Source organism: Microbacterium caowuchunii (assembly GCF_008727755.1).
Taxonomy (GTDB): Bacteria; Actinomycetota; Actinomycetes; order Actinomycetales; family Microbacteriaceae; genus Microbacterium; species Microbacterium caowuchunii.
In genome coordinates, this window is sequence record NZ_CP044231.1 from 732,571 (window position 1) to 759,481 (window position 26,911).

27 protein-coding genes are annotated in these 26,911 nt (G+C 71.6%); 14 read left to right on the forward strand and 13 right to left on the reverse strand.

Features of this window, described 5'->3' with window-relative positions; genetic code table 11:
• The first annotated feature begins 213 nt into the window (after positions 1-213).
• The 6 genes from F6J84_RS03440 to F6J84_RS03465 all read left to right on the forward strand — a co-directional run bounded on the left by F6J84_RS03440 (position 214) and on the right by F6J84_RS03465 (position 7,428).
• On the forward strand, positions 214-1,596 hold the full coding sequence (locus F6J84_RS03440; protein WP_238702580.1) for a multidrug effflux MFS transporter: 1,383 nt from the start codon (positions 214-216) through the stop codon (positions 1,594-1,596).
• Between the two features lie 55 nt (positions 1,597-1,651).
• Positions 1,652-2,329, forward strand: coding sequence for a phosphatase PAP2 family protein (locus F6J84_RS03445; protein ID WP_150971399.1), 678 nt, complete (start codon positions 1,652-1,654; stop codon positions 2,327-2,329).
• 127 nt (positions 2,330-2,456) lie between these two features.
• A complete protein-coding gene (locus F6J84_RS03450) occupies positions 2,457-4,889 on the forward strand; it encodes an FdhF/YdeP family oxidoreductase (RefSeq protein WP_150971401.1) in 2,433 nt (810 codons plus the stop codon).
• An 89-nt stretch (positions 4,890-4,978) separates the two neighbouring features.
• Entirely contained in the window at positions 4,979-6,520 is a 1,542-nt protein-coding gene (locus F6J84_RS03455) for an SDR family oxidoreductase (protein WP_150971403.1), read from the forward strand.
• Between the two features lie 9 nt (positions 6,521-6,529).
• A complete protein-coding gene (locus F6J84_RS03460) occupies positions 6,530-7,003 on the forward strand; it encodes a MogA/MoaB family molybdenum cofactor biosynthesis protein (protein ID WP_150971405.1) in 474 nt (157 codons plus the stop codon).
• Positions 7,000-7,428, forward strand: coding sequence for a molybdenum cofactor biosynthesis protein MoaE (locus F6J84_RS03465; RefSeq protein WP_150974660.1), 429 nt, complete (start codon positions 7,000-7,002; stop codon positions 7,426-7,428). The genes F6J84_RS03460 and F6J84_RS03465 overlap by 4 nt, the downstream gene beginning before the upstream one ends.
• A 41-nt stretch (positions 7,429-7,469) precedes the next feature.
• On the opposite strand, the gene F6J84_RS03470 is transcribed toward F6J84_RS03465, so the two are convergent.
• From F6J84_RS03470 to F6J84_RS03495, 6 genes are read right to left on the reverse strand one after another with little or no spacing between them, the layout of a single operon-like run.
• Complete coding sequence (locus F6J84_RS03470; protein WP_150971406.1) at positions 7,470-7,703, reverse strand: MoaD/ThiS family protein; 234 nt, start codon at positions 7,701-7,703, stop codon at positions 7,470-7,472.
• Complete coding sequence (locus tag F6J84_RS03475; protein WP_150971408.1) at positions 7,703-7,963, reverse strand: DUF6457 domain-containing protein; 261 nt, start codon at positions 7,961-7,963, stop codon at positions 7,703-7,705. The genes F6J84_RS03470 and F6J84_RS03475 overlap by 1 nt, the downstream gene beginning before the upstream one ends.
• A complete protein-coding gene (gene mobA / locus F6J84_RS03480) occupies positions 7,960-8,595 on the reverse strand; it encodes a molybdenum cofactor guanylyltransferase (RefSeq protein WP_150971410.1) in 636 nt (211 codons plus the stop codon). Before mobA ends, F6J84_RS03475 begins: the two co-directional genes overlap by 4 nt.
• Positions 8,592-9,068: a cyclic pyranopterin monophosphate synthase MoaC gene (gene moaC / locus F6J84_RS03485; RefSeq protein WP_150971412.1), complete on the reverse strand. Its 477-nt coding sequence runs from the start codon at positions 9,066-9,068 to the stop codon at positions 8,592-8,594. The genes mobA and moaC overlap by 4 nt, the downstream gene beginning before the upstream one ends.
• Positions 9,065-10,303, reverse strand: a complete 1,239-nt coding sequence (locus tag F6J84_RS03490) for a molybdopterin molybdotransferase MoeA (RefSeq protein ID WP_150971414.1) — start codon at positions 10,301-10,303, stop codon at positions 9,065-9,067. Before F6J84_RS03490 ends, moaC begins: the two co-directional genes overlap by 4 nt.
• A gap of 2 nt (positions 10,304-10,305) precedes the next feature.
• On the reverse strand, positions 10,306-11,418 hold the full coding sequence (locus tag F6J84_RS03495; protein WP_150971416.1) for a ThiF family adenylyltransferase: 1,113 nt from the start codon (positions 11,416-11,418) through the stop codon (positions 10,306-10,308).
• 171 nt (positions 11,419-11,589) lie between these two features.
• Here F6J84_RS03495 and F6J84_RS03500 point away from each other — a divergent pair, with 171 nt between their 5' ends.
• The 5 genes from F6J84_RS03500 to F6J84_RS03520 are packed head-to-tail and all read left to right on the forward strand — an operon-like array spanning position 11,590 to position 15,291.
• Positions 11,590-11,982, forward strand: a complete 393-nt coding sequence (locus F6J84_RS03500; protein WP_150971419.1) for a TOBE domain-containing protein — start codon at positions 11,590-11,592, stop codon at positions 11,980-11,982.
• Positions 11,983-11,984: 2 nt separating this feature from the next.
• A complete protein-coding gene (modA, locus tag F6J84_RS03505) occupies positions 11,985-12,776 on the forward strand; it encodes a molybdate ABC transporter substrate-binding protein (protein WP_238702581.1) in 792 nt (263 codons plus the stop codon).
• Positions 12,773-13,582, forward strand: a complete 810-nt coding sequence (locus tag F6J84_RS03510; RefSeq protein WP_150971422.1) for an ABC transporter permease — start codon at positions 12,773-12,775, stop codon at positions 13,580-13,582. Before modA ends, F6J84_RS03510 begins: the two co-directional genes overlap by 4 nt.
• Entirely contained in the window at positions 13,579-14,649 is a 1,071-nt protein-coding gene (locus F6J84_RS03515) for an ABC transporter ATP-binding protein (RefSeq protein WP_191905739.1), read from the forward strand. Before F6J84_RS03510 ends, F6J84_RS03515 begins: the two co-directional genes overlap by 4 nt.
• A 51-nt stretch (positions 14,650-14,700) precedes the next feature.
• The gene (locus tag F6J84_RS03520; protein WP_150971424.1) at positions 14,701-15,291 is read left to right on the forward strand and encodes a GNAT family N-acetyltransferase; all 591 of its coding nucleotides are present in this window, start codon (positions 14,701-14,703) and stop codon (positions 15,289-15,291) included.
• On the opposite strand, the gene cydC is transcribed toward F6J84_RS03520, so the two are convergent.
• Genes cydC through F6J84_RS03540 form a run of 4 tightly spaced genes read right to left on the reverse strand, consistent with a single transcriptional unit; the run spans position 15,288 to position 21,228 of the window.
• A complete protein-coding gene (gene cydC, locus F6J84_RS03525; protein ID WP_150971426.1) occupies positions 15,288-16,979 on the reverse strand; it encodes a thiol reductant ABC exporter subunit CydC in 1,692 nt (563 codons plus the stop codon). The two genes, F6J84_RS03520 and cydC, sit on opposite strands and share 4 nt — an antisense overlap.
• Positions 16,976-18,688 carry a thiol reductant ABC exporter subunit CydD gene (gene cydD, locus F6J84_RS03530; RefSeq protein WP_238702582.1) on the reverse strand — a complete coding sequence of 571 codons (1,713 nt, stop codon included), beginning with the start codon at positions 18,686-18,688 and terminating at the stop codon, positions 16,976-16,978. Before cydD ends, cydC begins: the two co-directional genes overlap by 4 nt.
• 53 nt (positions 18,689-18,741) lie before the next feature.
• Complete coding sequence (gene cydB, locus F6J84_RS03535; protein ID WP_150971431.1) at positions 18,742-19,773, reverse strand: cytochrome d ubiquinol oxidase subunit II; 1,032 nt, start codon at positions 19,771-19,773, stop codon at positions 18,742-18,744.
• A gap of 9 nt (positions 19,774-19,782) precedes the next feature.
• Complete coding sequence (locus F6J84_RS03540; RefSeq protein ID WP_150971433.1) at positions 19,783-21,228, reverse strand: cytochrome ubiquinol oxidase subunit I; 1,446 nt, start codon at positions 21,226-21,228, stop codon at positions 19,783-19,785.
• 194 nt (positions 21,229-21,422) lie between these two features.
• Between F6J84_RS03540 and moaA the strand changes: the two genes are divergently transcribed.
• Complete coding sequence (gene moaA, locus F6J84_RS03545; protein WP_150971435.1) at positions 21,423-22,487, forward strand: GTP 3',8-cyclase MoaA; 1,065 nt, start codon at positions 21,423-21,425, stop codon at positions 22,485-22,487.
• Between the two features lie 2 nt (positions 22,488-22,489).
• Positions 22,490-23,374, forward strand: coding sequence for a formate dehydrogenase accessory sulfurtransferase FdhD (gene fdhD / locus F6J84_RS03550; protein WP_150971437.1), 885 nt, complete (start codon positions 22,490-22,492; stop codon positions 23,372-23,374).
• Here fdhD and F6J84_RS03555 read toward each other — a convergent pair.
• Positions 23,346-23,966, reverse strand: a complete 621-nt coding sequence (locus tag F6J84_RS03555; RefSeq protein ID WP_150971439.1) for a helix-turn-helix transcriptional regulator — start codon at positions 23,964-23,966, stop codon at positions 23,346-23,348. The two genes, fdhD and F6J84_RS03555, sit on opposite strands and share 29 nt — an antisense overlap.
• 78 nt (positions 23,967-24,044) lie before the next feature.
• On the opposite strand from F6J84_RS03555, the gene F6J84_RS03560 reads away from it, so the two are divergent.
• Positions 24,045-24,965 (forward strand): diacylglycerol/lipid kinase family protein, encoded by a 921-nt coding sequence (locus F6J84_RS03560; protein ID WP_150971441.1) that lies wholly within the window; start codon positions 24,045-24,047, stop codon positions 24,963-24,965.
• Between the two features lie 69 nt (positions 24,966-25,034).
• Here F6J84_RS03560 and F6J84_RS03565 read toward each other — a convergent pair whose 3' ends face one another.
• On the reverse strand, positions 25,035-26,147 hold the full coding sequence (locus tag F6J84_RS03565; protein WP_150974663.1) for a fatty acid desaturase family protein: 1,113 nt from the start codon (positions 26,145-26,147) through the stop codon (positions 25,035-25,037).
• 175 nt (positions 26,148-26,322) lie between these two features.
• Positions 26,323-26,526: a cold-shock protein gene (locus F6J84_RS03570; protein ID WP_150894709.1), complete on the reverse strand. Its 204-nt coding sequence runs from the start codon at positions 26,524-26,526 to the stop codon at positions 26,323-26,325.
• Between the last annotated feature and the right edge of the window lie 385 nt (positions 26,527-26,911).

Below are 26,911 nucleotides of genomic sequence, written 5' to 3' on the forward strand. Positions count from 1 at the left end.
TGCCGAGCGGGAACCGTCGGCACCTGCGAGCCTATGCGAGCGCATGGAGCGCGTGCTGGGAGAGCGCCGATGGCCGGGTCGTCGACTCCGGCGCCGGTGGGCACTAACATGGTCAGGCCGCTCGAATCGTTTCGAGGGTCGGCCCCGTCGCGATCACCGCCCCGTCGCCGTGTGTCCCGCGTCCCTCCCACCGGATCGAGGTCTTCTCGCATCGTGCCCGAAACATCCCCCGTTCCCGTCACCCCGGACGCTCCGGCAGCGCCCCGTGAGCCCGAGCGCACCGCCACCGGCTCCATCCGCACGCACCACACCAGCGCGACCGGCGCCATCCGCACGCTCGGAACGAACCCCCGGACGGCGCCCATCGTGCTGCATCCCGGGGACGCCATGTCGACCCGTCGCCGGGTCCTCTACATCGTGCTGCTCGGCGCGCTCACCGCGCTCGGTCCGTTCACGATCGACCTGTACCTGCCGGCGTTCCCGATCCTGGAGGACGACTTCCAGACCTCGGCGGCGATGATCCAGCTGACGCTCACCGGCACGATGCTGGGATTCGCCCTCGGGCAGCTCATCGTCGGTCCGCTCAGCGACAAGGTCGGCCGCCGGGTGCCGCTCCTGGCCGTCACCGCGCTGCACGTCGTGGCGAGCGCGGCCGCGGCGTACGCGCCCGACCTGCTCCTGCTCGGCATCACGCGCGTCCTCATGGGGGCCGGCGCCGCCGCCGGAGGCGTCGTCGCGGCGGCGGTCGTCCGTGACCTCTTCGGCGGTCGTCGGCTCGTGCAGATGCTGTCGCGTCTCGCGCTCGTGTCCGGCGTCGCGCCCATCGTCGCGCCCCTGTTCGGATCGTGGCTTCTCGGGGTGATGCCCTGGCGGGGGCTGTTCCTCGTGCTCGCGCTCTACGGCGTCGTCATGCTGATCGGTGCGGCCGTCTACATCCCGGAGACGCTGCCGCCCGCCCGCCGCCGGGACCGTGGCGCCACGACGGTCTGGGAGCGGTACCGAAGCGTGCTCGGGGACCGCGTCTTCATCGGCGTCCTGATCATCGGCGGAATGGCCTTCAGCGGCCTGTTCTCCTACCTCTCCGCATCCTCCTTCCTGTTCCAGCAGAGCTTCGGGTTCGACGCGCAGCAGTACGGACTGCTGTTCGCCGCCAACTCGGTCGGGGTGGTGCTGGGTGTGCAGCTCGCGTCGCGGCTCGCCGCGCGGTACGGGCCGCAGTGGGTGCTGGCCTACTCGACCGCCGCGCTCGTGATCGCCTCCGCCGCGATCATCGTCGCCGACCAGCTGGGGCTGGGGCTCTGGGGCACGGTCATCCCGCTCTTCTTCTTCATGACCGCGTGCGGATTCACCACGCCCTGCGTCCAGGTGCTGGCCCTCGACCGGCACGGCAACGCGGCGGGCACCGCGCAGTCGATCATCGGCGCCACGAACTTCGGCGTCGCCGCGGTGATCTCGCCCCTCGTGGGACTGATCGCCGAGGGCGACGGCATCACGGCGACCACGATGGCCATCGTGATGGTCGGATGCGGTGTCGTGGCGGTCGTGGCACTGTGGGCGGTCGTCCGCCCCCGGACGGTGGCACAGCTCGCCCCCTGACGCAAGATCCGTCCATAACGGGGCCGGTACCCGATCGGCCGGAGAGAATGGGCCGATGACCTCACCATCCGTCTCCCGCCGTCACGCCCTCGTCCTCGGCGTGACGGGGGCCGTCCTCCTCGCGCTCGCGATCCTGTTGGGCTGGTGGATCTACTCGCGCGAGAACGAACCGTTCACCGTGGATGCGGCGTGGAACACCCTGCTCGCCGGCGTGGACTCGGCGCCGTTCACGGGTCTTTCGCAGTTCATGAACGTCGCGGGCGGGGTCCTGCTCAGCTCGCTGATCGTCCCGGTGGCGGTGGTCGCTCTCCTGCTGATCCTGCGCCGGCCCCGCTCCGCGGTGTTCTTCGTGATGGCGGTCGCCCTCAGCGCCCTCGCGGTGCAGGTGCTGAAGAACTCCTTCGGGCGGGCGCGGCCCGAAGACATCCTCATCAGCAGCGATTACGGCTCCTTCCCCTCCGGCCACGCGGCGAACGCCGCCACGCTCGCCGCCGTGCTGGTGGTGCTGCTCCCGCGGTTGTGGACGGTCGGGGTGGGGGCGCTCTGGGTGATCACCATGGCCTTCAGCCGCACCTATCTGCACGCCCACTGGCTCAGTGACACCCTGGGCGGAGTGCTGGTGGGGGTCGGGATGGTGCTCGTATGCGTGGCGGTCCTGGCCGGATGGCTGAACCGGGAACGCACGCGGGGCGGCGCCGTCACCGATCGCGTGGGGCGTCCTTCGCACGGGTGATCGCCTCGAAACCCGGCGTCTCGGGGATCCGCAACCGGAACCAGATGGCGACGACGCCGAGGGTCGCGGTCTTCCATCTGCTGTGATAGCGGAGCCGGGTGGGCCGCGGGGGGCCTACGATCGGAGCATGGTGACGAAGCCTCCGATCTCAGACATCGACGAGTCCGCGCTGACCGTCTCGGGACCGAAGAAGACCGCCGTCGGCGTGCCTGCAGTGCTGCATGCACTGAAGATGTCGATGGAGCAGATGGGCCCGGTGCGGTCCGCGCGGACGCTGCTGCAGGTCAACCAGAAGGACGGGTTCGACTGCCCGGGGTGCGCGTGGCCCGACCCGGCGCACCGCCACATGGCCGAGTTCTGCGAGAACGGTGCGAAGGCGGTGGCCGAGGAGGCCACGGTGCGCCGGATCGGCCCGGAGTTCTTCGCCGCCCACTCGCTCGAGGACCTGCGCGGCCACGACGACTGGTGGCTGGGGCAGCAGGGGCGCCTGACACATCCGATGATGCTCGAGGAGGGGGACACGCACTACCGTCCGATCTCCTGGGACGATGCGCTCCGGGCGGTGGCCGACGCCATCCTGTCCCTCGACGACCCGGATGAGGCGATCTTCTACACCTCCGGCCGCACCTCCAACGAAGCGGCGTTCCTCTACCAGCTGCTCGTGCGCGGGGTCGGCACGAACAACCTGCCGGACTGCTCGAACATGTGCCACGAATCCTCCGGGTCGGCGCTGACCGAGACGATCGGCATCGGCAAGGGCACCGTCTCGCTGGAGGACATCTGGTCGGCGAAGCTGCTCATCGTGGCCGGGCAGAACCCCGGGACCAACCACCCGCGCATGCTGAGCGCGCTGGAGAAGGCCAAGCAGAACGGTGCGAAGGTCATCGCGGTGAACCCGCTCCCGGAGGCAGGTCTGCTGCGATTCGAGAACCCGCAGACGGTGCGCGGCGTCATCCTCGGCGGAACGCCCATCGCGGACCGGTTCGTGCAGATCCGGCTGGGCGGCGATCAGGCGCTGTTCCAGGCGATCGGCAAGCACCTGCTCGAGGCCGAGGAGCGCTCCGGCGGCGTGCTGGACCACGCGTTCATCGCCGCCCACACGAGCGGGTACGCCGACTACGCGAAGGCCATGGCGGAGCTCGACTGGGCCGATCTCGAGGTCGCCTCGGGTCTCAGCGAGACGGAGTTGCGGGAGATCGGCGAGGCGGTACGCACGTCACCGTCGACGATCGTGTGCTGGGCGATGGGGCTCACGCAGCACAAGCACTCCGTGCCGATGCTCCGCGAAGTCGTGAACATGCTGCTGCTGCAGGGCAACATCGGCCGTCCCGGCGCGGGCGTGTGCCCCGTGCGCGGACACTCCAACGTGCAGGGCGACCGCACGATGGGCATCTACGAGAAGCCGTCCGATGCGTTCCTGGACGCACTGGATGCGGAGTTCTCCTTCGCGGCGCCCCGCGAACACGGGCATGACACCGTGGAGGCGATCCGGGCCATGGACTCCGGACGGGCACGCTTCTTCATGGCCATGGGCGGCAACTTCGTCAGCGCCACCCCCGACACCGAGGTCGTCGAGCGCGGGATGGCGAAGCTCGACCTCACGGTCCAGGTCTCCACCAAGCTGAACCGCTCGCACGTGATGACGGGCCGGCGGGCGATCATCCTGCCCACCCTGGGCCGGACCGACCGCGACCGCCGGGGGAGCACCGACCAGCGGGTGTCCGTCGAGGACTCCATGGGTGCTGTGCACTCGTCACGCGGGCGGCTCGCGCCGCCCGCCGAGGACATGCTGAGCGAAGTCGCGATCGTCGCGCGGCTGTGCGAGATGCTCTTCGGGTCGGAGGCCGGGACCCGGCCCTCGGCCACTCCCTCGCACACGGGCGATGTGGACCGCGACCAGGTCGAGCGGACCGCGGCGGAGGAGTCCGGCGGCACCGACAGGGTCGTCGTGGCGGATCCGGCCAACGTGCCCCGGGCCGACTGGAAGGCACTCGAGCAGGACTACGCCCTCATCCGCACGCACATCGAGAACGTGATTCCCGGTTTCGACGACTATGAGGAGCGCATCGCCAAGGGCCGGACCTTCTTCCTGCCCAACGGCCCCCGCGACGAACGCCGGTTCGCCACGAGCGATGGGAAGGCGCAGTTCACCGTCAATCCGCTGGAGTACCCGCGGATCCCGGAAGGTCGCCTCCTGCTGCAGACGATCCGGTCGCACGACCAGTACAACACCACGATCTACGGCAAGGACGACCGCTACCGCGGCATCCACGACGGCCGCCGGGTGGTGCTGGTGAACCCGGACGACATCGCCGCGCTCGGTTTCGCGGACGGTGAGATCGTGGACCTGGTCTCGGAGTGGACCCGCGCCGACGGCTCGGTCGAGGAGCGCCGCGCACGGGAGTTCCGGATCGTCGGATACTCGACGCCGCAGGGCAACGCGGCGGCCTACTACCCGGAGACGAATGTGCTCGTCCCGCTGGAGTCCGTGGCGGATGTCAGCAACACGCCCACGTCGAAGTCCGTGATCGTGCGGCTGGAGGCACGCGTCCCGGCCTGATCGATGTCCGCGGAAGCCTGCCCGCATACCCCGGGAGTCCGTCTCCCGGGGCGTGTCCACCCCGGTGGAATGTGGCGTAGCGTCGCGGTATGACCCAGCTGACCACCCCCACCGGTCGGGAGAGCGCGCTGCGGGCGGTGCCACGCGCGGACGGCACCGCGCCGCGGGCGCTGGTCCTCGGCGCGACCGGGTACATCGGCGGACGGCTGACCCCCCGGCTGCTCTCGGCGGGGTACCGGGTGCGGGTCCTGGCGCGCGATCCGGCGCGGGCCGCGGCATTCCCGTGGGGGAGCGAGGTGGAGGTCGTCGAGGGTTCGGCCGCCGATCCGGAGGCGGTCGCGACGGCGACGGCGGACGTCGACGTCGTCTTCTACCTGATCCACTCGATGGGTGCCGGCGCCGGTTTCGAAGAGGCGGACCTGGCGGCGGCCCGGGCGGTGGCCGCCGCGGCGGAAGCGGCGTCCGTGTCCCGGATCGTCTACCTCGGCGGGCTGCACCCGGAGGGCGTCGCGCTGTCGCCGCACCTGCGTTCGAGGGTCGAGGTGGGCGAGGTGTTCCTGGACAGCTCCGTCCCCGCGATCGTGCTGCAGGCGGGGGTCGTGATCGGATCGGGTTCGGCGTCCTTCGAGATGATCCGGCACCTCACCGAGGTGCTGCCGTACATGCCCGCACCCCGGTGGGTGCGCAACCGCGTCCAGCCCATCGCGGTGCGCGACGTGCTGCACTATCTCCTGGGCGCGGCCCGGGTCGATCCGCAGGTGAACCGTGCGGTCGACATCGGCGGTCCGGATGCCCCCCGCTACGGGCAGATGATGAACGGGTACGCCGTGGAGGCGGGACTCCGGCAGCGGGCCATCGCGTCGCTGCCGGTGCTCACACCAGGCCTGGCCTCGCACTGGGTGAACCTGGTCACCCCGGTACCGCGCGCCATCGCCCGGCCGCTCATCGCCTCGCTCGAGAACGAGTGCATCGTGAAGGACCGATCGGTCGACGAGCTCATCCCGCCTCCCGAGGGCGGGCTCACCCCCTATCGGCGGGCCGTCCAGCTCGCGCTCGGTCGCGTCGATGCGGATGACGTCGAGACCAGCTGGCAGGACGCCGAGGTGTCCGGCCTGCCGAGCGACCCACTGCCGAGCGACCCCGACTGGGCGGGGCGCACCGTCTTCACCGATACGCGGACGGTGCACACCACAGCACCCCCCGCGGACGTGTGGCGGGTGGTCATCGGCATCGGCGGAGAGAACGGCTGGTACTCCACGCCGTGGCTGTGGGCGGTGCGCGGCTGGATGGACCGGATCATCGGCGGTGTGGGGCTCCGGCGCGGGCGCCGTAGCCGCAGTTCCGCCTCCGTCGGCGACGCCATCGACTTCTGGCGGGTCGAGGCGGTGGAACCCGGCCGGATGCTGCGCCTGCGGGCGGAGATGAAGGTGCCCGGGCTCGCCTGGCTGGAGCTCGGTGCGGTGCCGGACGGGGACGGCACACGCTACGAGCAGCGGGCGGTGTTCTTCCCCCGCGGTCTCGCGGGCCGCCTGTACTGGCTGCTGGTGCTGCCGTTCCACGCGCTCATCTTCCCCGGCATGGCGACGCGCATCACGGCCGCCGCCGAGCAGCGCCCGGGTGCCGGGCAATAGGGTGAGAGGATGCGGCGTGCGGCGATGATCACGGTGTCCGACCGGACCGCGGCCGGGCTGCGCGAGGACGGCTCGGGACCCGTCGGCGTCGCCCTGCTCCGGGGCGCGGGCTGGGAGTGCGCGGACGCCGTCGTCGTCCCCGACGGCGCCGACAGCGTCGAGGGGGCGCTGCGCGCGGCCCTCGCCGCGGGTGCCGTGCTCGTGATCACCACAGGGGGGACGGGGGTCTCACCCCGCGATCAGACCCCGGAGGGAACGGATCGCGTGATCGAACGGGACCTCCCCGGCATCGCCGAGGAGCTGCGCCGTCGCAGCGGTGCGGAGAAGCCGGCCGGCCTGCTCACCCGCGGGCGGGCGGGCGTCACCGCGGGCGCCCTGGTGGTGAACCTGCCGGGAAAGCCCGCTGCCGTCGCATCCGGCATGCCCGTCGTCCTCGCCGTCGCCGCACACGTCATCGACCAGCTCGCCGGAGGAGACCACTGATGCCTGTTGCGATCGCCCGGATCAGCACCCAACCGCTCGATCTCGAGGAGCACCTGCGCGCCGTCGACGACGAGGCATCGGGGGCGGTCACGACCTTCCTCGGGCGGGTCCGGGACAACGACCCGGATGCGGCGACCCGTGTGGTCGCCCTCGAGTACTCCGCACACCCCGACGCCGAAGCGGGGCTCAGGTCGCTCGCGGAACGGGCGGCCGGGGACACCGGTGCCGTGGTCGCGGTCAGCCACCGCGTCGGACGCCTGCAGGTGGGGGACGCGGCGGTCGTCATCGCCGTCGCCAGCGGTCACCGGGACGAGGCGTTCACGGTGTGCCGCGAGGTCATCGAGGCGATCAAGCGGGAACTGCCGGTGTGGAAGCGCCAGGTCGAGGCGGACGGCACGACGGCATGGAAGGGCCTCGGCGGCTGACCGGAGGGCCGGATGGCGGCGACCGGCCGGAGGAGAGCGGGTCAGCCTCCGGCGAACGGCGGCAGCACGTCGACGAGGGTGTCCTCGGCGAGCACGGCATCGTCATCCGTCCGGGACCCGCCCACGAGGACCGCGCAGCGGGGCAGGATACCGCCGAGACCCGGACGTTCCTGCGCGAGCGCGCGACGGAGGTCGCCGAGCGTGCGCTCGGTGCGCGTCTCCTCGGCGCGGCCCGCCATCTCCTCGGCGGCGGCGAAGTAACGTACCCGTGCCATCAGGACCTCCAGTCGCCCGCGAGGTCGCTGAGCGCGGCGACAGCCTCACGCACCTGCTCGGGGGATCCGCCGGCACGACCGGCCGCAAGACCGGCGGCGAAGGCGCTGAACGGGGCGGCGGGGCGGGCGACGCCGCGTGCCACCACGGCCGCGAGATCGAGGATCAGGGAGATCGGCAGATCGTCCGGCCCCAGTCCGAGGCGTTCGCGGACCGCGTCCGCCCACTCGTCCAGGGCCTCCGGGGGCAGGTGCTCGGTCACGGGGAATCCTCCTCGGCGTCGATGGCGGACAGGTCGCGCGCGGAATCCCGGCGCGCCTCCTCCAGATCCTCCCACGTGTCGATGTCGCGGACGAGGCGGTCCTCGACGGGGAGGACGGCGATCGCCAGATCGTCGATCAGCGCGTGCACCGGCGCGCCCCGTCCGCCGTCGGGGAGGGACGCGGCGGTGCGGCGGAGTGCAGCGGTGCGGTAGACGGCGGTGAGCCACTGCGGACGGGAGGAGGCGTCGCCCAGGCACAGCCCCTCGGTGTCCGCCGGAAGCAGGGGCAGATCGGCGACCAGCAGCGGTACGACCCGGTCCGGATGCACCAGGTCGCACGCCAGCACGAGCACCCACTCCGGATCGACGGCGGGATCGCTCGCCGTCAGTGCCGCGGCGATCGCGGCCGCAGGGCCGGAGAACTCCGGCTCCTCACGCACCCACCGGACATCGGTGATCAGGTCGGTCGCAGGGCCCGCGACGGTGACGGAGGCGGCTCCCGCCGCCCGGACGGCAGCGACGGTGCGGGCCAGGATCGTCTCCCCGCCGATCTCCAGCAGGGGCTTGACGGCGCCGCCGAGGCGGGTGGCCCGGCCGCCGGCCAGCAGGATGGCGCCGAGGCTGGGCTTCATCGCTCGCCGGGGCGCGTCCAGGTGCCGGACTTCCCACCCTCCTTGCGCACGATCCGCACGGCGTCGATCGCGGTCCCCTTGTCGAGCGACTTCACCATGTCGACGACCGTGAGAGCGGCGACCGAGACCGCGGTCAGGGCCTCCATCTCGACGCCGGTGCGATCCGCGGTGCGCACGGTCGCCTCGATCTCCACGCCGGTGTCGACCACTGCGAGGTCGACGACGACGCCATGCACCCCGATGACGTGGGCGAGGGGGAGCAGCGTCGGGGTGTGCTTCGCCGCCTGGATGCCGGCGATGCGCGCGACGGCGAGGACGTCGCCCTTCGGCACGCTGCCGTCCCGCAGTGCCCCGACGACCTCGGGCGCACAGCGCACGAAACCGCGGGCGGTGGCCGAACGCACAGTGGGCTGCTTCGCGGTGACGTCGACCATCCGGGCGTGGCCGGCCGCATCCAGATGGGTGAAACTCATGAGACCAGCATGACATCGACGAGGTCGCCGGGTGCGACGGCCTCGACCTCCGCGGGGACCACGGCGTATGCCTCGGCCCGGGCCAGTCCGCCCGCCAGGTGCGACCCGGACCCGCCCGACGTCGCCGGGCGCACCGTCCACCCGCCCGGATCGCTACGGTCGATCGCCGCCGGGAGATACTGCCGGCGGCCGGCCGGGGTGCGCCATCCGGTGGCGGCGATGAGACGCAGGACGGGCCGGTGGATGTCGCGTCGTCCCTGCATGCGCAGCAGTGCGGGGCGCACGAACGTTTCGAACGACACGGCCGAGCTCACCGGATTGCCCGGCAGGCCGAACAGCAACGCCCCACCGGGCAGGCGCCCGAACCCCTGCGGCTTCCCCGGCTGCATGGCGACCTTGGTGAACCCGATCCCGCCGCCCTGCAGGACGTTCTTCACCACCTCGTAGGCGCCCGCGCTCACTCCGCCGGAGGTGATGACGACCTCCGCGCCCGCGGCGTCGGCGGCGTCGAGCGCCGCCAGGAAGGCCGTGTCGGTGTCGTCGACGCTCGTGCGCAGCACGACCTCCGCCCCGGCCTCATCCGCGAGGGCGGACAGCAGAACGCCGTTCGATTCCGGGATCTGGCCCCGTCGCAGCGCGGATCCCGGCGGCACCAGCTCGCTCCCGGTGGACACCACTGCGACACGGGGGCGCCGGGAGACGCGCACGACGGCGACGCCGGCCGCGGCCGCGGCGGCGAGCTGGAGCGCACCGAGCGGAACGCCGACGGGGACGATCTCGCCGCCCGCCGCCGCGTCGCCGGCGCGGCGGCGGATGTGCGCGCCGGCAGCGCGCGGGGCCTGCACGACCTCGATCTCGTGCAGCGAGTCCGCGAGTCCTCCCGCGGTGTCCTCGAAGGGGACGACGGCGTCGGCGGCGGTGGGCACGGGGGAACCGGTCATGATGCGGGCCGCCTCGCCCCGGGACAGCCCCGGGTCGAGGTCCGTGCCGGCCGGGAGATCCGCCACGACCCGGAGCGTGACCGGGCGGTCCGGGGTCGCCGCCGCCACGTCGGCGAACCGCACCGCGAACCCGTCCATGGCCGAGTTGTCGAACACGGGGATGTCGACGGCGGCGCGCACCGGCTCCGCGGTCGTGCGTCCGTGGGCCGCGGGCAACGGGAGGTCCTCCGGGGTGCAGGGGGTCACCTGCGTCAGGACGTGTGCGAGGTGCTCCTCGACCGATCGGAGCGGCATGTTCACTCGCCGCTCCGGCGCGTCCACGCCTCGATGCCGCCGGTCAGCACCGCGGCGGACGCGCCGGTGCGCCGCAGGGCCGCGGCGGCGCGCTGGGCGCGGATCCCGGCCTGGCAGACGACGACGAAGGGTCCGGGACCCGCGGCGGCGGGGTCGGCCAGCACCTCGCCCAGTGGCCGGAGGACGGAACCGGGGATCACGCCGAGGGAGGTCTCCGCGGGTTCCCGGACATCGAGCAGCACCGCTCCCGCTGCGACCCGTGCGGGCAGCTCATCCGGGGTCACCTGCGGTGGTGCGGGCGCGTCCGCGTCGACGGCGGCCGGAGACGTTCCCGCGGCGCGGCCCACGGTGTGCGCGGGGTGCAGTGGGATCTCGTGCTGGCGGGCGTGCAGACTGTCGATCAGCAGGACGCGCCCGAGCAACGGCTCGCCCACTCCGGTGAGGAGCTTGATCGTCTCTATCGCGAGGACCCCGCCCACCTGGAGGCAGAGGGCCCCGAGCACGCCGACCTGGGCGCAGGTGGGCACCGCGCCGACGCTGTCCGGCGGGTACAGATCGGAGAGCACGATCGGGTCGCCGACGGGCGGTGCCGACCAGAACACCGTGACCTGTGCGTCGAACTCCTGCAGCGTGCCCCACACCAGCGGGACGCCGAGGGACTCGGTGGCTGCGGCCACGGCACCGCGCGTCTCGAACGTGTCCGTGCCGTCCACCACGACGTCCGCACCCCGCAGCAGCTCCTGGGCGTTGGCCGGGGTCAGGCGCTCCCGGACCGTGCGCACGACCGTCTCCGGTGCGAGGTCGGCGGCGACCCGCACGGCGCTGTCGACCTTGGCCGCGCCGAGGTCGGAGTGCCGGTGCATCACCTGCCGGTGGAGGTTCGACTGCTCCACCTCGTCGTCGTCGATGACCACGAGTTCGCCGACCCCGGCGGCCGCGAGGGCGAGGACGACGGGGGAGCCGAGTCCGCCCGCGCCGACGACGGCGACGCGGGATGCGGCGAGTCGGCGCTGCGCGAGCTCGCCGAAGCCGGCGAGGGCGGCGTGCCGTGCGGTGCGGACGCGCTCGGCGGGGCTGAGCGCGGCGACGGGCTCGACCAACGGCGGGATGGGCATGATCTCAGCGTAGAGCGCGTACGTCGCGCCCGGGCTGTCCCTTCCCGCTGCGCGGAGCCCGGCGGGAAGGTGCGGGCGGCGGCCGTGGGCGCGTCGCGGATGACGCCGAAATCGGCATCCGCGGAGGAATCGGTCCGGAATCCCCGCGGATACGGCGATATGGTGGGCATCATGCGTGACTACAAGGTGTCCCACGCCGCCCGCCTCCTGGGCGTCAGCGACGACACCGTGCGCCGCTGGATCGATCAGGGCGTGCTGCCGGTCACCGACGCAAGCCCCGCGGAGATCCCCGGAGCGGCGCTCGCGGAGCGCGCCGTCGCGCTCGCCGCAGCGGCGGCGGATCCCACCGACGTCCTCTCCAGCGCTCGCAACCGCTTCGTCGGCCTGGTCACGCGCGTGCAACTGGACGGCGTGATGGCCCAGGTGGACATCCAGGCAGGACCGCATCGCGTCGTCTCGCTGATGTCCGCCGAATCCGCCCGTGAGCTCGGACTCGAACCGGGCTCCCTCGCCGTGGCCGTCGTCAAGGCCACCACCGTCATCGTCGAGACGCCGAAGGACTGAGCGTGGCCCGCCCTCGTCGCTTGGCCGCGCTCCTGATGCTGGCCGTGCTCGCCGTCTCCGGTTGCGCGGAGGGGACGGCGGCATCTCCGGGTACCGAGGGACAGGCCGCGCCATCCGGGCTCTCCGGATCGCTCACGGTCTACGCGGCGGCGTCGCTCGCCGTGGTTCTCGACGAGATCGCCGAGGCGTTCGAGGCGGAGAACCCCGGTGTCGAGGTCCGGCCGATCTCCTACGACGGGTCGACGACCCTGGTGACCCAGCTCGTCGCAGGGGCGTCCGCCGACGTGTTCGCCTCCGCCGACGAGACGTCGATGGCCGACGTGGTGGCGGCGGGGCTGGCGCGCGATCCGCAGGTGTTCGCGTCCAACACGCTCGTCATCGTCGTCCCCGCCGGCAACCCGGCCGGTATCCGTCGGCTCGCGGACCTCGCCGCGGACGACGCGACAGTCGTGCTCTGCGCGCCGCGCGTCCCCTGCGGCACGGCGTCCCACACCCTCCTGGCCGCGGCCGGCGTCTCGCTCGTCCCGGCGAGCGCGGAGCAGAACGTCACGGCCGTGCTCACCAAGGTGGCCGCCGGCGAGGCGGATGCGGGCCTCGTCTACGCGACCGATGCGCTCGGGCGTTCGGACGTCGAGACGATCATCCCGGAAGGGGCGTCGGATGTCGTCAACCGCTATCCGATCGTGGCCCTGACGGACGCGCCGGATCCGGAGGTCGCGGCGGCGTTCGTGCGGTTCACGCAGAGCGACGCAGCCCGGCGCCTCCTCGCCGGCGCGGGGTTCGGTCCCGCATGAGCGCGGCAGGCCGTGTCCCGGGGCTGATGCCGCGCTCGCTGGCCGTCCCGGCCGTGATCGCGGTGGCCTTCCTCGTGCTCCCGCTCGTGGCGCTCGTCGCGCGGGTGCGGTGGTCGACGTTCTGGGCCGACATCACGTCGCCGACCGCGCTGTCGGCGCTCGGCCTGTCGCTCGGCACCGGATTCACCGCGACCGTCCTCTGCCTCCTGGCGGGCGTGCCGCTGGCCCTCACGATCGCCCGGGTCCCCGCTCGCCCGGCGGCGTTCCTGCGCGCTCTGGTCACGATCCCGCTGGTGCTGCCGCCCATGGTCGGCGGTGTCGCGCTGCTGTTCCTGTTCGGCCGGAACGGGTGGCTGGGGGAGCCGCTCGCCGAGATGGGCCTGCGCGTGCCCTTCTCCACATCGGCCGTCGTGCTCGCACAGGCCTTCGTCGCCCTGCCGTTCCTGGTCCTCGCGCTGGAGGGGTCCCTGCGCGCGACGGGTACCGGATACGAACAGGCCGCCGCGACCCTCGGTGCCGGCCGGTGGACGATCCTCCGGCGCGTCACGATCCCGCTCGCGGCACCCGGACTCGTCGCCGGGACGGTGCTCTGCTTCGCCCGCGCGATCGGCGAGTTCGGGGCGACCGCACTGTTCGCCGGGAACGCTCCGGGGACGACTCAGACCATGCCGCTGGCGATCTACACGGCCTTCAACGGAGCCGGCGTCTCGCAGTCCAGCGCGGTCGCCATGGCTCTGCTCCTGCTGGTGACGGCGGTGCTCGTGCTCTTCCTCGTCCGGGCCTGGCGACCGGAGGCCGTGCGATGAGCCGCGACGAAGGCGCCGGGGCGGCGCTGGAGGCGGACGTGACCGTGTCCCGCGGCGGGGGATTCCGGCTGCAGGCGCGGATCACCGCTGCCACGGGGCAGACCGTGGCGGTCATGGGGCCGAGCGGCGCGGGGAAGTCGACCCTCCTCGGGGCGATCGCCGGTCTGGTCGAACTGGACGGCGGACGGGTACGCCTGGACGGGCGCGACCTCTCCGGAGGCGGTAAGCCGGTCCCGGCATCCCGACGCGGCACGGTGCTGCTCGGACAGGACCCCCGGCTCTTCCCGCATCTCACCGCTCGGGAGAACGTGGCCTTCGGTCCGCGGGCCGCCGGGACGCCGGCGGCGGCGGCGCGGCGCATCGCGGACGACTGGCTGGACCGGGTGGGGCTCGCCGGCGCCGGGGAGCAACGTCCTGCGGATCTGTCCGGCGGGCAGCAGCAGCGGGTGGCGATCGCGCGAGCGCTCGCGGCATCCCCCCGCCTGGTCATGCTGGACGAGCCGCTGACCTCGCTCGACCCGGTCACCGCGGACGGGATACGTACCGTGCTGCGTGAGCATCTGGTCGGACGCACATGCGTCGTGGTCACCCACGACGCGGTGGACGCGGTCGCCCTCGCCGACCGCCTGATCGTCGTGGAGGGCGGGCGGGTCGTCCAGACCGGTCCGGTTCGAGAAGTGCTCCGCTCACCCGCGACCGGCTTCGTGGCATCGCTGGCCGGGCTCAATCGCGTGGTCGGGATGTCGCGGTCCGGCGACTGCGTGGTCGACGGCGTGCGGTTCGCCGGGGACAGCGGAGCCCACGTCCCCGACGGGCAGGCCGTCGCGGCGGTGTTCCGCCCCGCCGATGTGCGGCTGGCGGAGCCGGGTCCCGCACCGGGCGGCACGTCGTGGACGGCGCGGATCACGCGCCTGGAGCAGACCGTGGCCGGCGTCCGGGTGCACACCGAGGCTCCTGGCGTGGCGGTGGACCTCGCCACCGACGCGCTCACCGAGGCGGACCTGCGGCCACAGGAGTCGATCCGCCTCCATATCCCGGCGGGTCGGGTGCGACTCCTCCCGGCGTGAGGCATCCGAGAAGGGCATGCGCCGGGCGGGGAGCGGTCCTATGCTCTGCTCATGACCCGCATCCGCGCGTTCCACCCCGGTGACGAAGGGGCACTCGCCGATGTGTGCCTGCGCACGGCGGATGCGGGCGCGGATGCGACCGGCGTGCTCACCGACGACCGCATCTGGGCGGAGGTCTTCGTGCTCCCGTACGTCGCCCGCGAACCGCGACTCGCGTTCGCGGTCGAGATGTCCGGCCGCGTGCTCGGTTACGCCGTGGCGACCTCGGACACCGAGGCGTTCGAGGACTGGTTCCGCGACGAGTGGTGGCCGGTGCACGGTGCACGCTTCCCTCGTCCGGGCGGCAATCCCCGGGAGATCGAGATCCTCGCCTACGCGGACGGTCGGCGGAGCGGGCGGGAGCCGTACGGCCGGACCTACCCGGCGCACCTGCACATCGATCTCCTGCCGGAGCTCCAGGGTCAGGGGTGGGGCCGTCGGCTCATCCAGACCATCGTGGACGAGCTGCGGGAGCGGGACGTCTCCGGACTGCACCTCGTCGCAGCGTCGGACAATCTGGGCGCTCTGCCCTTCTACGACCGGCTGGGATTCTCCCGGCTCCCTTCGCCGGAGGGCGTGCAGGCGTTCGGACTGACCCTCTAGCGGTTCGGCTGCGTGAGCCGCCCCGCCTCCATCCGCACTTCCCGGTCCACGAGTCCCGCCGGGACCTCGACGTGCGAGATGAGGACGACCGCCCGCCGGCCGTCGATGGCGCCGAGCAGGTCGAGGAGCAGCGCATCGGATGCGGCCGGGTCCACCCCTGCGGTCGGCTCGTCGAGCACGAGGACCGGGAATTCCGCGAGCACCGCTCGGGCGAGGGCGATCCGCTGCGCCTGCCCACCCGACACGAGCGCTCCGCGCTCGCCGAGATCGGCGTCCAGCCCGCCCCGTTCCCGCGCCCACTTCGCCAGTCCCACCCGCTGCAGCACCGCCCACAGCTCGTCGTCCGTGGCGGTGTCGCGCGCGAAGATCAGGTTCTGCCGGAGCGACTCGTCGAACAGGTAGGGCGACTGTTCGCACAGTCCGATCGTGCGGCGCAGGTCGTCGCCGTTCAGCTCCCGGACCTCCGTGTCACCGATCCGGTACGAACCCGTGTGATCGAGGAAGCGGACCAGGACGTGCGCGAGCGTGGTCTTCCCCGCTCCGCTCGGTCCGGTCACCAGCACCCGTTCGCCCGGGGCGACATCCAGATCGATGTCGACCAGCCGGCCCGTCTCCTCGGCGGAGGGGGAGCCGGGGCGCGCGGGCCACCGGGCGCCGACCCCGCGCAGGTGCAGACCGGATCCGAGGGCGGGCGCGTGACCGGTGGCGACCGGCTCGTCGCGCGGGAGCCCGGCGGGGATCCCGTCCGGGACGGTCTCGGCGATGCGCTCGGCAGCCGTGCGCACCTGGCGCCAGGACGCCAGCGCGAGCGGCACCGGACCGAAGACCTCGAACACCGCCATGGGCAGCAGGACCACGACGGCCAGGGCCGGGCCGGTGAACCCGCCCTGCCCGAGCAGCGGCGCCGCCACCAGCAGTGTGGCGAGGGACGCGACGCCGGCGAGCAGGGAGACGGCTCCCGACGTGAGACCCTGCGCACCCGCCCGGCGCACGGTCGCCCGCCGGAGCGCCGCATCCGCCGAGCGCACCCGCGCGTGTGCGGCATCCGTCGCATCGAATGCCGTCAGGACATCGAGTCCGGTGAACTCGTCGACCAGGGCGTCGGTCAGCCGGGAACGCAGCGGAGCGATCGACCGTTCCGCTCTCGCTCCCGCCCAGCCGCCGATCCAGACGGCGAGCGCGAAGGCGACGATCAGGCACGCGGCGAGCGCGAGTGCCGCGACGGGGGAGAGGAACGCCGTGAACACGACGCTGGCCACCGAGGCGAGCCCCGCCACGGCGAGCGGCATCACGACGCGCAGCGGAAGGTTCTGCAGTTCATCGACGTCGTCGACGAGCCGGGAGAGCAGAGCACCGCGCCGAGCGCCGCCGAGGCCGTCCGGAGCCAGCGGCACGATCCGCCGCACCAGCGCCGCACGCACCCCGGCGAGCTGGCCGAGCGCGGCGTCATGCCCGCTCAGTCGCTCCAGGTACCGGAAGACGCCCCGGCCGAGCGCGAAGGCGCGCACCGCGACGACGACCGCCGTGATGTACATGACGGCGGGCTGCTCGGCGGAGCGGGTGATCAACCAGGCACTGGCGGCCAGGAGGGCGATCGCGCTGACCGCCGTGCCGAGCCCGGCGAGCAGCGGCCACCAGAACCGCCGGAGCGGTGGCTGGGCGGAGCGGAGGACATCGGCGGTTCTCATGCGACTCGCCCTTCGGGTGTCTGCACGGGGGAGCCCGACGGGGTCAGTGGCAGGCGGACCACCCGGTCGGCGATGCCGCGGGCGGAGGGCCGGTGGGAGACGAGGAGGATCCCCGCGCCGTCGGCGTCGGCGAGTCGGCGGAGGGTCCGCCACAGCCGCGCCTCGGTCTCGGAGTCGAGGGCGCTGGAGGGTTCGTCGAGGGCCAGCACGCGGGCGCGGCCGCTGCGGAAGCGGTACAGGGCTCGGGCGATGGCGACACGCTGCGCCTGACCACCGGAGAGGCCCGAGCCGGACTGCCCGAGCACGAGCGTGGTCGCCACGTCGGCGCCCGCGTCCGCCAGGCAGCGGGCGACGAGCGCGGGGTCGGGCTCCGCGTCGCCCAGTGCCACGTTCTCGGCGACCGGGCCGGACATGAGCCCCGGCTGCTGCCCGCACCACGACAGGATTCCTCGGGCGGCGGTCTCGCGGGCGGGTCGCCCGGCCACCCGCAGCGTGCCCTCGAACGGAGCGAAGCCGAGGAGCGCGGCGAGGACACTCGACTTCCCCGAGCCGCTGGGTCCCTCGAGCAGGACCACTTCGCCGGCGTCGAGCCGGAGGTCGACGGGGCCGATCACCCGGTCGCCGCGGCGTACCGTGAGTCCGCGCATCTCCAGCAGCGGGCCGCTCCCATCGCCCACGCCGACCGGGGCCGGGGTGGCGGACGGGACGGGTAGGGCCCGCGCCTCGTCGAGGACGCCGAAGATGTCATCGGTCGCCGCGACGCCTTCCGCGGCGGCATGGAACTGCACCCCGACCTGTCGGAGGGGAAGGTACGCCTCCGGCGCGAGCAGCAGGACGAACAGCCCCACCAGCAGCGGCATCTCGCCGCCGAGAAGCCGGAAACCGATCGTCACGGCGATGATCGCGACCGAGATGGAGGCGAGGAACTCCAGGGCGAAGCCGGAGAGGAAGGAGATCCGCAGCACCGCGAGGGTCTCGCGCTTGTAGTCGCGGGTCACCGTCTCGATGCTGTCTGCGGCGCGGTGCGCGCGGCCGAAGACTTTGAGGGTGCCGAGCCCCGCGACCGTGTCGCTGAAGCGTGCGGCGAGGCGGTGCAGGGTCGCGTACTGACGGTTCTGCACGGCGCTGGTCGCCAGCCCGATGAGCACCATGAAGATCGGGATGAGGGGGACCGTGACGATCACCGTGATGCCCGAGAGGGGATCGGCGAGCAGCATCGCGAGGATGACGATGGGCATCGTGATGGCCGTGGCGACCAGTTGCGGCAGATACCTGCCGAAATACGCGTCCAGCGCCTCGAGCCCGTGACCGGCGGTCACCGCGAGGGCGGAGGTGTTGCGCCGGGCGAGCCATCCGGGGCCCAGGCCCTCGACCGCCTGCACGAGGCGCTCACGCAGCTGCAACGATGCGCGGGCGGCCCCGGACGCCGAGGTGCGATCGGACGCGAACAGCAGGACGCCCCGCAGCAGCGCCAGCGCCGCGGCCGCGGCCATGAACGGGAGAAGGCTCTCGATCGCCTCGCCCTGGATGACCCCGACCAGCGCCCGCGAGAGGAACCAGGCGAAGCCGACGATCACCCCCGTCTGCGCCAGCACGATCGCGGCGGTCACGAGCAGGAAGCCGCGCGATGCGGTGCTGTAGCGCAGCAGCCGGGGGTCGAGGGGTCGAAGGGAGGCGCGCGGGGGCACGCCGGCGGCATCCGGGGTCACTCGACGATCCTGCCTCACCGAGGCGGGGAGCGACCCCGGGGCCGGTGCGGGCATCAGTGCACCACGGCGGCGGCCTGCTCGATCCGGGACCGCGTGACGCGCTTGCGGAAGACCCAGTAGGTCCATCCCTGGTAGAGCAGGACCAGGGGCAGGAAGATGACCGCCGCCCAGGTCATGATCGTGAGCGTGTAATCGGTGCTCGAGGCGTTCTCGATCGTGAGGGTGCCCGCCGGATCGGTCGAGGAGGGCATCACGTTCGGGAACAGGGCGAGCCAGAGGGTGAGCACCGCGAACGCGACCGTGGCGGCACCGAACCCGAAGGCCCAGCCCTCGCGGTCGATGCGGTTGGCCACGAGCGACGCGATCAGCAGGACGGCCGCAGCCCCCGCGCAGGCCATCACCAGCGCCACGGCGGGCGCGCTCGCCGCCACCGCGTTCTGCACGGTCCACGCGAGGAAGACCGCCGCCACCAGGACCGTCACGATGCCCGACTTCGCGGCGAGGGCACGGGCATCCCGGCGCACCTGGCCGTCGGTCTTCAGCGCCACGAAGAACACGCCGTGCGTGAAGAACAGCAAGAGCGTCGTGAGCCCGCCGAGCAGCCCGTAGGGGTTGAGCAGGGTGAGCAGGGAACCGGTGAACTCGTGATCCACGTCCAGCGGGACGCCCTGGACGATGTTGGCCACCGCCACGCCCCACAGGAAGGCCGGCACGGCGGAGCCGACCACGATGAGTGTGTCGAAGCCCTTCTTCCAGCGCAGGCTGTCCCGCTGGTGGCGGTACTCGAAGGAGACGCCGCGGACGATGAGCGCGAGCAGGATCAGCAGGAGCGCCAGGTAGAAGCCGCTGAAGAGTGTGGCGTACCACTCCGGGAAGGCGGCGAACAGGCAGGCGCCCGCGACGATCACCCACGTCTCGTTGAGGTCCCAGACCGGACCGATCGTGTTGATGATCTGTCGCCGGCCGATGTCGTCCTTGCCGAGGAACGGCAGGGACATGCCGACGCCGAAGTCGAACCCGTCGAGCACGAAGTACCCGACGAACAGGATGCCGACGATGAAGAACCAGATGTATGCGAGATCCATGGCGCTCTCCTAGTAGACCGTCGTCTGGGTATGGGCCGAGGAGGACGAGCCGTCCCCGTCGCCGGGCTCCGGGATCGGTTCGGGTCCCTTCTTGGCGGTCTTCAGGATGAGGCCGAACTCGACGACGGCGAGCACGGCATAGATCAACGTGAAGGCGACGAGGGAGATCAGCACGTTCCATCCGGGGACGCTCGGCGAGACGCCGTCCTCGGTGAGCATCAGTCCGAACACGATCCAGGGCTGACGTCCCATCTCGGTGAACACCCAGCCGACGAGGCTGCCCAGCAGGGGGAGCGGCGCGGACCAGATCGCGACGCGCCAGGCCCACTGCGGGACCGCACGGGTCGCCTTCTTGCGGGTGATCCAGAGGCCCACGAGGGAGATGAGGGCGGCGACGGCGCCGAAGCCCATCATCCATCGGAAGGACCAGTACGTGACCCAGATGACCGGTGCGAAGGGGAGTTCGCCGCCGAGCTGATCGGCGAACAGCGGCCAGTTCTGGGTGTACTCGGCGTTGAGGTTCGTGATCCCCTCGACGCAGCCGTCCAGGGTGTGCGTGGACAGGAAGGCCAGGAGATAGGGCACCCGCAGCGACCAGATCTCGCTCGTGCCGTCGGGTGTGCCGATGGAGAAGAGCGAGAAGGAGGCGTCCGCGCCGCACGCGGAGGTGTAGAGCGCTTCCGCAGCGGCCATCTTCATCGGCTGCGTCGCGACCATCTGCAGGCCCAGCTGGTCGCCGGAGAGCGCCACCCCGGCGAAGGAGGCGAGCATCATCCACATCCCGAATCGCAGGGCGGGACGCATCGTCTCCTGGTTGCGGGCCCGGGCGAGGTGCCAGGCCGCGATCGCGATCACGACGGCGGCGGCGAACATGAACGCGGAGAAGAGGGTGTGCGGGAAGGTGGCCAGAACGACCGGGTTGGTCAGCACCGCCACGATGTCGGTGAGCTCGGCGCGACCGCCGTCCTCCGCCATCCGGTACCCGACCGGGTTCTGCATGAAGGAGTTGGCGGCCAGGATGAAGTACGCCGACATCACGGCGCCGATCCACGCCATCCAGATCGTCGCCAGGTGCAGCTTCGGCTTCAGCCGGTCCCAGCCGAAGATCCACAGCCCGATGAACGTGGCTTCGAAGAAGAAGGCGAGCAGGCCCTCGAAGGCGAGCGGGGCGCCGAAGACATCGCCGACGAAACGCGAGTAGGCGGACCAGTTCATGCCGAACTGGAACTCCTGCACGATCCCGGTGACGACCCCCATGGCGAAGTTGATGAGGAAGATCTTCCCGAACAGCCGGGTCAGTTGCAGCCACTTCACATTGGCCGTGCGCACCCAGGCGCTCTGGAAGATCGCGACCACGAGGCCCATCCCCAGAGTGAGGGGGACGAACAGGTAGTGGTAGAGCGTGGTGAGACCGAACTGCCAACGGGCGAGCGCGAGCGGGTCCAGGAATTCCATCGGGACGTCCCCTTCTAGACCGCGCCGACGACGTCGTCCAGACCAGCGCCGAAGGATCGGCACGGTTCTCCCACAGTGTGCCAACATTCGCTGGAAACGGCACCCCTTCCGAGCCGTGAATAATCGGCCCGGACCCCACCGCTGTCCGCGTACCCTCGAAGCATGACGACACAGGCGCCGGAACGGATGCGGCGATGACCGCCGTCCCCGTGGCGATCCGTCGGCGGCCGTCCCCGCCGGCCGCTGTTCCGGCGGTCGGCGGAGGCGGCGCGCTGGTGGACACTTTCTCCCGGGTGCACCGCGACCTGCGCATCTCGCTGACCGACCGGTGCTCGCTGCGCTGCACCTACTGCATGCCGGAGCAGGGGAACGAATGGCTCGCCCGCGAGAGCATCCTGAGCCTCGACGAGATCGAGCGCGTGGCGCACGTGGCGGCCCGGGCCGGGATCACGACCTTCCGGCTGACCGGCGGTGAGCCGCTGCTGCGGCGTGACATCGTCGACGTGGTGCGGCGCCTCGCCGCGGTGCCGTCCGCGAGCGGACCGGTGGAGATCGCGATGACCACCAACGGGATCCGTCTGGGCGAGGTGCTGCCCGACCTCGTGGCCGCCGGACTCGGGCGGCTCAACATCTCCATCGACACCCTGATTTCGGAGCGCTTCGCCGCGCTCACCCGTCGCGATCGACTCGCCGACGTGCTCGAGGGGATCGCGGCGGCCGCCGCATCCGGCCTTCGTCCGCTCAAGCTCAATGCGGTGGCGATGCGCGGCGTGAACGACGACGAGCTCGTGGACCTCGTGGCCTTCGCCACCGAGCACGGTGCGCAGATGCGCTTCATCGAGCAGATGCCGCTTGATGCCGGGCACACCTGGGACCGTGCACAGATGGTGACGCGCGAGGAGATCCTGCGTTCCCTGTCCGCGCGGTGGGACCTCACGCCCGTGCCCGGCCGCGGCGGCGCTCCGGCGGAGCGCTGGCTGCTGGATGGCGGACCGCATTCGGTCGGGGTCATCGCCTCGGTGACCGCGCCGTTCTGCGGGGACTGCGACCGGTTGCGGCTCACCGCGGACGGGCAGCTGCGCAACTGCTTGTTCTCCACGACCGAGTACGATCTGGTGCCGATCCTGCGCGGCGGGGGAACGGACCAGGATGTCGACCGGATGCTGCGTTCCTGCGTGCACGGCAAGCTCGCCGGGCACGCGATCGACGACCCCTCGTTCCTGCAGCCCGCGCGCGGCATGAACGCGATCGGAGGCTGAGCATGGGCAGGATCACGGTGCGGCGGCCCGTCGTGCGGATATCACTCGGGCAGACCCCCACCACGCGTGCGGACTCGCTCGCGGCGGAGGAGCCGCTGGAGATCCGTGTGGGCGGCCGTTCTCTCGCGGTCACGATGCGCACACCCGGCAACGACGTGGAACTGGCCGCCGGCTTCCTCGTGTCCGAGGCGGTCATCGGACGCGGCGACGAGTTCCTGGGCGCCATCCATTGCGGCGGACCGGGGACCGGAGGCGTGGAGAACACCTACAACGTGCTCGACGTCACCCTCGCCCCGGGCGTCGCGCCTCCCGCCCCCGAGGTCGCGCGGAACTTCTTCACGACGAGTTCGTGCGGTCTGTGCGGCAAGGCGTCGATCGACGCGGTCGAGACGGTCTCGCGCTACGACGTGGCGGCCGACGAGGTGGTCCTGGACGCGGAGATGCTCGCGACATTCCCGGACGCACTGCGTGCGCAGCAGGCCGTCTTCGCCAAGACGGGAGGCCTGCACGCCGCGGCGCTCTTCGACGCCCGCACCGGGGAACTGCTGGTGCTGCGCGAGGACGTCGGCCGGCACAACGCGGTCGACAAGGTCATCGGTTGGGCCGTGCTCAACGACCGGCTGCCGCTGACCGGGACGGTGCTGCAGGTGTCCGGCCGGGCGAGCTTCGAGCTCGTGCAGAAGGCCGTGATGGCGGGGATCCCGATCCTCGCCGCCGTCTCCGCGCCGTCCTCGCTGGCTGCCGAACTGGCGGCGGCGTCCGGCCTCACCCTGGTGGGGTTCCTGCGCCCGCCGTCCATGAACGTGTACGCGCGGGCGGACCGCATCCGCGTACCCGCGCCGGTCCACGAGGACGTTCTCAGCGGGATCCGGGCCGACCGAACCTGAGCTGCACGACGCAGTCGGAGGGGTTGCAGGAGGGGGCCATGCCGGTCACCTCGAGTGGGCCGCCGGCATGACTGAGCACCCCATCCATGAGGGTGAGGTGCACGGCGCACAGCGTCTCCCGCTGCGCCGCGTCGACGTCGGTGTGCGGACACGGGCTGATGTCGACGCTCAGGGCGTTCTCGTCGAGGGCGGGGTCGAATCCCGCGCTCGCGAGGTCTTCGACGAGGGCGTCGATCTGGTGCACCGCCTCCGTGGGCAGTGCGTTGGTGCCGGTCTCCGGCATGATCCGGCGCATCAGATCGCCCCGCTCGGCCGCCTCTCGGGCCTTGCGCTGGGCGATGGGGCTCGGGGTGGCAGCACCCGAGGCGGCACTGTAGAGGGCGCGGGGGCGTCCTCTGGTCGTCCGCTGCTCAGTCTCGACGATGATGTAACCGTCGTCGATGAGCCGCTGCAGGTGCTCGCGCACCGTGTTGGCGTGCAAACCGGTGGCGTCCCGCAGGTCGGCTATGGTGCGGCGGCCACGCTTCTGCAGGGTGTGCAGGATCTGCACGCGAGAGTAGCTGGACAACGCACTGTACGAACCAGTGGTCATACCTCTCATTATGGCTTGGGTGCAGGAAAGTACCCAATCGCGGGCCTGTCGCGCGGACCGGAGTGAGAGAGTGAGCGCATGACGCTTCCCCGTACCGGCATCGTATACAACCCGAGCAAGATCGCCCGTGAGGAGCTGGCCGACGCGTGGGACTCCGCGTCCGGCGGCGCTTCCGCGGAGTGGTTCGAGACCACGCCGGAGGATCCGGGACAGGGGCCTGCCCGCGCGGCGCTCGAGGCGGGGTGCGAGGTCGTCGTGGCCGCCGGCGGCGACGGCACCGTGCGCGCGGTCGCGGAGACGATCGCCGGCACCGGGGCAGCACTCGGCATCGTGCCGCAGGGGACGGGGAACCTCCTCGCGCGCAATCTGGACGTGCCGCTGGGCAACCCGAAGACGGCGCTGCGGAAGATCGCCGAAGGGACCGCCCGCGCGATCGACATCGGCTGGGTGGAGCTGGACGGCGGTGACCCGAAGGCGTTCGTCGTGATGGTGGGCTTCGGCCTCGACGCGGAGATGCTCGCCGCGACGGATGACGATCTGAAGACCAAGGCCGGGTGGCTGGCCTACGTCGCCGCCATGGGGCAGGCGCTGTCGGCGTCCGAGCTCGTGAGTGCGACCGTCACCGTCGACGACCGCGAGCCGAAGGACGTGCAGGCGCACACCCTGCTGGTCGGCAACTGCGGCACGCTGCAGGGCGGCGTCACGCTGTTCCCGGATGCCGAGCTGGACGACGGATCGCTCGATGTCCTCGTCGTCAGCGCCGAGGGTCCGGTGCAGTGGATGGAGACCCTCCGTGCCGCCGTCTGGGACAACGGGATCATGCGTCTGTTCGACCGGGAGAAGACCGCGACGAGCGTCGAGGCGGCCCGGCACGGCCAGGTGGAACGCATCCGGGTCGAGCTGCCCGAACCGCGTGCCTTCGAGATCGACGGCGAAGAGGTCGGCGACGTCACGACCTTCACCGCCCGGGTCGATCCCGGGGCGCTCCGCGTCTACTGATCGCCCGAAGGACAGACGCCCACCGCCGTGGATCACGGTGGTGGGCGTCTGTCCTACGGAGGATGCGGGTCAGACCCGGCGGTAGGTGGCCGCCATCGGGCAGTCGAACGGGTCGCGCGCGGCGAGGCCCACCCGGTTGAGGTAGTCGATGACGATCGCGTAGGAGCGCAGCAGCGTCGTCTCGGTGTACGGGACGCCCAGCGTGCGGCAGTGCTCCATGACGATCTCGCGCGCACGGGCGAGGTGCGGGCGGGGCATGTTCGGGAAGAGGTGGTGCTCGATCTGGTAGTTCAGGCCGCCCATGAGCCAGGTCGCCCACCATCCGCCGCCGATGTTGCGGGAGGTGCGCACCTGCTTGCTGAAGAAGTCCAGCTTGGCGTCCTTCGCGATGACCGGCATGCCCTTGTGGTTCGGCGCGAACGACGCGCCCATGTAGACGCCGAAGACGGCGAGCTGCACGCCGACGAACGCGAACGCCATGCCGACCGGGAGAAGCAGGAAGATCGGGGTGAGGTACAGCGCGAAACGGACCGCGATGAGGGTCAGTTCGAAGGCGCGGCCCTTGACCGGCTCCTTGCCGAAGAGGTGACGGAGGCTGATGAAGTGCAGGTTCAGGCCTTCCAGCGTGAGCAGGGGGAAGAAGAACCAGCCCTGACGCTGCGTGATGAACCGCTGGATGCCGCGGGCCTTCGCCGCGTCCTCGTCCAGGAACGAGATCGTGTCGATCTCGATGTCCGGGTCCTTGCCGACGCGGTTCGGGTTGCCGTGGTGGCGGGTGTGCTTGGAGGACCACCACGAGTAGCTCATGCCGACGACGCCGTTGGCGAGGATGCGGGCCAGGCGGTCGTTCGCCGGGCCGGACTCGAGGATCTGCCGGTGCGCGGCCTCATGGGCGAGGAACGCGACCTGGGTGAAGAGGATGCCGAGGGCTGCGGCGATGAGCAGCTGGAACCAGCTGTCGCCCAGCAGGAGGAAGCCCGTGATGGCGCCGCCGAAGGCGAGGGCCAGGGCTGCGGCGACGAGGCCGTAGAACAGCCGTGCGCGGTTCAAGAGGCCGCTTTCGCGAACGACCTGCGCGACGTCGGTGTACGCGCGGGTGATCGGGGGGAAGTCTTTGGTGCCGGCATAAGTCTGGCGGACGGGGCCGAGCCGCGGCTCGAGTGCGGTGGAAGAGATAAGCATCACCTTTTCGATCGTCGGCCGGTCTGGCCGTGAAGCCAGGGGCGGGTGTGCCCATCGCTGTCTTCAGCGTACGGCCGCCCGCATTCGCCGTGGGGAATACGTCGCTACTCCCAGACAGTCGTCAGCCGGGGTGGACGATGTCCACCCCGGCTGAGGAAAAATCAGATCTGTGAGATCAGAGCGGGCGAATGTTCGCTGCCTGCATGCCCTTGGGGCCGCGCTCGGCGTCGTATTCGACCTTCTGCTCCTCGCGGAGCTCCTTGAAACCGTTGCCGGTGATCGCGCTGTAGTGCGCGAACAGGTCAGCGGAACCGTCGTCGGGGGCAATGAAGCCATAGCCCTTTTCGGAGTTGAACCATTTCACGGTGCCAGTGGCCATCGTGTCTTTCCTTCTACTTTTCGGGCCGCGAGTGCGACCGGTGGTGCCGCTCCGACGAATGCGGAACGGACGTGCGAGGTGCGGTGCGGCCGAGGAGACCGGCACTGCAAGATCGTGGTGGGCGTCGACGGCGACGCGTGCCTCGTCGGAGGAGAGGTACTCGCCGAGGAACTCTCCGCGGGGACCGTGGGCGGCGTGGCCGCGGACGGTCATGCTGACGAAGCCGGCGTACTCACCGTGGGCCATGGCGACGAAGACATCATCGTCAGCCTGGCGCCAATCGAGCGGGAGAGCCGAAGGGAGGATGGTACTGAAGGGCAAGAACTAGCTTTCGAGAAGAAGACGTCACGCTGACGTCGGCAGACGCGCACAGAACGCGATATGT

Coding starts and splice junctions, on each gene's coding strand:
- F6J84_RS03445 (WP_150971399.1), top strand. CDS start 1,652: ATGACCTCACCATCCGTCTCCCGCCGTCACGCCCTCGTCCTCGGCGTG.
- F6J84_RS03450 (WP_150971401.1), top strand. CDS start 2,457: ATGGTGACGAAGCCTCCGATCTCAGACATCGACGAGTCCGCGCTGACC.
- F6J84_RS03455 (WP_150971403.1), top strand. CDS start 4,979: ATGACCCAGCTGACCACCCCCACCGGTCGGGAGAGCGCGCTGCGGGCG.
- F6J84_RS03460 (WP_150971405.1), top strand. CDS start 6,530: ATGCGGCGTGCGGCGATGATCACGGTGTCCGACCGGACCGCGGCCGGG.
- F6J84_RS03470 (WP_150971406.1), bottom strand. CDS start 7,703: ATGGCACGGGTACGTTACTTCGCCGCCGCCGAGGAGATGGCGGGCCGC.
- mobA (WP_150971410.1), bottom strand. CDS start 8,595: ATGAAGCCCAGCCTCGGCGCCATCCTGCTGGCCGGCGGCCGGGCCACC.
- moaC (WP_150971412.1), bottom strand. CDS start 9,068: ATGAGTTTCACCCATCTGGATGCGGCCGGCCACGCCCGGATGGTCGAC.
- F6J84_RS03490 (WP_150971414.1), bottom strand. CDS start 10,303: ATGCCGCTCCGATCGGTCGAGGAGCACCTCGCACACGTCCTGACGCAG.
- F6J84_RS03495 (WP_150971416.1), bottom strand. CDS start 11,418: ATGCCCATCCCGCCGTTGGTCGAGCCCGTCGCCGCGCTCAGCCCCGCC.
- F6J84_RS03500 (WP_150971419.1), top strand. CDS start 11,590: ATGCGTGACTACAAGGTGTCCCACGCCGCCCGCCTCCTGGGCGTCAGC.
- F6J84_RS03510 (WP_150971422.1), top strand. CDS start 12,773: ATGAGCGCGGCAGGCCGTGTCCCGGGGCTGATGCCGCGCTCGCTGGCC.
- F6J84_RS03515 (WP_191905739.1), top strand. CDS start 13,579: ATGAGCCGCGACGAAGGCGCCGGGGCGGCGCTGGAGGCGGACGTGACC.
- F6J84_RS03520 (WP_150971424.1), top strand. CDS start 14,701: ATGACCCGCATCCGCGCGTTCCACCCCGGTGACGAAGGGGCACTCGCC.
- cydC (WP_150971426.1), bottom strand. CDS start 16,979: ATGAGAACCGCCGATGTCCTCCGCTCCGCCCAGCCACCGCTCCGGCGG.
- cydB (WP_150971431.1), bottom strand. CDS start 19,773: ATGGATCTCGCATACATCTGGTTCTTCATCGTCGGCATCCTGTTCGTC.
- F6J84_RS03540 (WP_150971433.1), bottom strand. CDS start 21,228: ATGGAATTCCTGGACCCGCTCGCGCTCGCCCGTTGGCAGTTCGGTCTC.
- moaA (WP_150971435.1), top strand. CDS start 21,423: ATGACCGCCGTCCCCGTGGCGATCCGTCGGCGGCCGTCCCCGCCGGCC.
- fdhD (WP_150971437.1), top strand. CDS start 22,490: ATGGGCAGGATCACGGTGCGGCGGCCCGTCGTGCGGATATCACTCGGG.
- F6J84_RS03555 (WP_150971439.1), bottom strand. CDS start 23,966: ATGACCACTGGTTCGTACAGTGCGTTGTCCAGCTACTCTCGCGTGCAG.
- F6J84_RS03560 (WP_150971441.1), top strand. CDS start 24,045: ATGACGCTTCCCCGTACCGGCATCGTATACAACCCGAGCAAGATCGCC.
- F6J84_RS03565 (WP_150974663.1), bottom strand. CDS start 26,147: ATGCTTATCTCTTCCACCGCACTCGAGCCGCGGCTCGGCCCCGTCCGC.
- F6J84_RS03570 (WP_150894709.1), bottom strand. CDS start 26,526: ATGGCCACTGGCACCGTGAAATGGTTCAACTCCGAAAAGGGCTATGGC.